A 2,954-nucleotide genomic window follows, 5' to 3' on the forward strand; every position below is an offset into this window, starting at 1 on the left:
CCCTGACCTCTGCAGTGCGATTGCAGCGCTCTCCCATCTGAGCTACAGCCCCGCCGTCGCGATGCGGCGCGATGGGGCGCGTCCGCTGCGGTGACGCCGTGTAGAACTCCCGCGCCACGACTGTCAAGCGGCTGCGCGACGCTGACGGTTTCGACCGCTCCGCGGCGTCCCCGATCCCGGCGGGACAGGGCGTTGCGCAGGGTTTGCGGCATTGCAGGGCCGGCGCTCGGCGGCTACACCTGCCGGCGCTGCGGGACGGGCGTTTCGCGGCGTCGGACACCGATGAGCGGAGCGCGCGCATGGCCTCGATCCTGATGATCCTCAACCTGATCCTCGACATCGCCTTCTGGATCATCATCGTGCAGGCGGTGCTGAGCTGGCTGCTCGCCTTCAACGTGCTCAACGCCAGCAGCGATTTCGTGCGCAGCCTCTATGGCGGCCTCGCGCGGCTGACCGAGCCCGTCTATCGACCGATCCGCAAGATCCTGCCCGACACGCGCCCGATGGATCTCGCGCCGCTGGTGGTGCTGATCGGCATCTTCGCGCTGCAGATCATCATCGGCAACAACGCCCGGGCCCTGATGTGAGTGTGCGCCGCAGCAACCCTGCGGTAATCCTCATCGGTCAGAACACGCGGACATCCGAAGGCTGAGGACGCAGGACATGGACTGGAAGGGCTTCATCGACGAGACCAACGGCCAGCTCGCAGAGCTGCGCGCCGCGGCGCCGGACGCAATGGCCGGGTTCTCGGCGCTGGCGAAGGCGGCCACCAAGCCGGGCGTGCTCGACGCCAAGACGAAGGAATTCATCGCGCTCGGCATCGGCATCCACGCGTTGTGCGACGGCTGCGTGGCGTTCCACACCAAGGCGCTGGTCCGCCTCGGCGCCACGCGCGAGGAGATCGCCGAGACGGTCGCGATGGCCGTCTATATGGGCGGCGGACCTGCGCTGATGTACGGGGCCAAGGCGCTCGACGCCTTCGACGCGCAGACCGGCAAGGCCTAGACGGCCCGCCTGAGAACTTCTCGGCTTCGCTGCGGGATTCGGTCGATCTGCGGTCTCGCCGCCGGCGGCGTCCGTCGGGCGCGCGTCGCGGGCCGGCGGGAGTGGCGATTTCGCCGCGCCGCCACATCATTCCGCGCCGCGCAGGCGCGGGGAGAGGGCGGCATGTCGGCGAGGTTCGGACCACAGGCGCGCGCGGCGGTGTTCGGCGCATCGGGCGGGATCGGCGGGGCGCTCGCCGCGACGCTCGCGCGCGATCCGGGCGTCGCGGAAGTGCTGTGCTTTTCGCGCTCGGGGCGCGCGCCGGAGGGGATGACCGCCGCGCCGCTCGACATTCTCGACGAGGCGGCGGTCGCTGCGGCGGCGGAGGCGGCCGGGCCGCTCGACCTCGCCATCGTGGCGACCGGGCTGCTGCATGACGGCGACCGGCTGCGCCCGGAAAAGGACATGCGCGCGCTGAGCGCGGCGAGGCTAGCGGAGAGCTTCGCGGTCAACGCGATCGGGCCGGCGCTCGTCGGCAAGCATGTCCTCCCGAAGATGCGCCGCGACCGGCGGGCAGTGTTCGCGGCGCTGTCGGCCCGGGTCGGCTCGATCGGCGACAACGCCGTGGGCGGCTGGTACGGCTATCGCGCCTCGAAGGCGGCGCTCAACATGATCCTGAAGAATTTCGCCATCGAGACGGCGCGGCGGCAGGGCGCGCCCATCGTGCTCGGGCTTCAGCCGGGGACGGTCGACACGTCCCTGTCGAAGCCGTTCCAGAGCGCCGCGCCGCGTCTGTTCACTCCGGAGCAGAGCGCTGCGGCGCTGCTTGAGGTCATCGCCGGGGCGACGCCGGACCAGTCCGGGCGTCTGCTCGACTGGTCAGGCGCTGTCGTCCCGTGGTGACCCTTACTGCGTGATCGCTTTCTGAGTCTGCTCGGCGCCTTTGGTGATGGCCTTTCCGCCTGCGGACACGTCCTCGCCGACGCCCTGGACCGTGTTGCACGCCGAAAGTCCGGCCAGTCCGAAGACCACGATCGCGCAGCGAATCCAGATCTTCATGCTCTCCTCCCCGTAAGGCCGGCGCGCTCCGCACCAGCCGGAGCAGAGAACACCAAGCTCCGCGCGCGCGCAACGCTCACCGCGCGCGCCGGTCGCCGTCGAGCGCGCGGATCATCGCCTCGAGTTTCGCGGCGGTCTCCTCGGCGCTGCGCCCCTCGTCCCGGACCGGGATGCGGAGCGCGCCCAGATGCGCCGGCGCGTCGTCCGCGTCGTCCGCAGCGCGTCCGGTGAACAGGGCGGCGACGGCACCGCCCAATGCTGTCGCGACAAGCAGCTCCATGCGCGCCTCCCTTTTCGATCCCTCGTGCGACCTTTGCCTGCGACGATCTGTCGCCGATGCGGGCCGCGTCAAGGGCGGCGGCCCCGCCCTCGCGCCGGTCGGGGGGATCGGCTACACCGAAGACCGCACGCCAAGGGAGCTCGCATGGCCCGCATCCTCGTCACCTCCGCGCTGCCCTACATCAACGGGGTCAAGCATCTGGGCAATCTGGTCGGCTCGATGCTGCCGGCCTGCGCCTATTCCCGTTTCATGCGGATGCGCGGCCATGAGGTGCTCTACATCTGCGCCACGGACGAGCACGGCACGCCGGCGGAACTCGCCGCCGCCAAGGCGGGCGAACCCGTCGCCGCGTACTGCGCGCGGATGCACGAGGTGCAGAAGGCGCTCGGCGCGGGGTTCCGGCTGTCCTTCGATTTCTTCGGGCGCTCCTCCTCGGCGCGCAACCATGCGCTGACCCAGCATTTCGCAGGCCGGCTCTGGGAGGCGGGTCTGATCGAGGAAGTTCTCACCCGGCAGGTCTATTCGCCCACGGACGGCCGCTTCCTGCCCGACCGCTACGTCGAGGGGACCTGCCCGAACTGCGGCTACGACCGCGCGCGCGGCGACCAGTGCGAGAACTGCACCAAGCAGC

6 protein-coding genes are annotated in these 2,954 nt (G+C 70.5%); 4 read left to right on the forward strand and 2 right to left on the reverse strand.

Annotated elements, in window-relative coordinates; genetic code table 11:
- Positions 1-299 precede the first annotated feature (299 nt).
- The 3 genes from V7Q31_RS18380 (at position 300) to V7Q31_RS18390 (ending at position 1,887) form a co-directional block, all read left to right on the forward strand.
- Complete coding sequence (locus V7Q31_RS18380; protein WP_333835291.1) at positions 300-587, forward strand: YggT family protein; 288 nt, start codon at positions 300-302, stop codon at positions 585-587.
- Between the two features lie 76 nt (positions 588-663).
- Positions 664-1,005, forward strand: coding sequence for a carboxymuconolactone decarboxylase family protein (locus tag V7Q31_RS18385; protein WP_333835292.1), 342 nt, complete (start codon positions 664-666; stop codon positions 1,003-1,005).
- Between the two features lie 162 nt (positions 1,006-1,167).
- Positions 1,168-1,887 (forward strand): SDR family NAD(P)-dependent oxidoreductase, encoded by a 720-nt coding sequence (locus V7Q31_RS18390; RefSeq protein WP_333835293.1) that lies wholly within the window; start codon positions 1,168-1,170, stop codon positions 1,885-1,887.
- A 3-nt stretch (positions 1,888-1,890) separates the two neighbouring features.
- On the opposite strand, the gene V7Q31_RS18395 is transcribed toward V7Q31_RS18390, so the two are convergent.
- Together V7Q31_RS18395 and V7Q31_RS18400 are read right to left on the reverse strand one after the other, a co-directional pair.
- The gene (locus V7Q31_RS18395) at positions 1,891-2,043 is read right to left on the reverse strand and encodes an entericidin A/B family lipoprotein (RefSeq protein ID WP_333835294.1); all 153 of its coding nucleotides are present in this window, start codon (positions 2,041-2,043) and stop codon (positions 1,891-1,893) included.
- Positions 2,044-2,119: 76 nt separating this feature from the next.
- The gene (locus tag V7Q31_RS18400) at positions 2,120-2,323 is read right to left on the reverse strand and encodes a hypothetical protein (RefSeq protein WP_333835295.1); all 204 of its coding nucleotides are present in this window, start codon (positions 2,321-2,323) and stop codon (positions 2,120-2,122) included.
- Positions 2,324-2,467: 144 nt separating this feature from the next.
- On the opposite strand from V7Q31_RS18400, the gene V7Q31_RS18405 reads away from it, so the two are divergent.
- The coding region (locus tag V7Q31_RS18405; protein WP_333835296.1) for a class I tRNA ligase family protein at positions 2,468-2,954 on the forward strand (487 nt) is incomplete at its 3' end.

Source organism: Rubrimonas sp. (genome assembly GCF_036788415.1).
Classification (GTDB): Bacteria; Pseudomonadota; Alphaproteobacteria; order Rhodobacterales; family Rhodobacteraceae; genus Rubrimonas.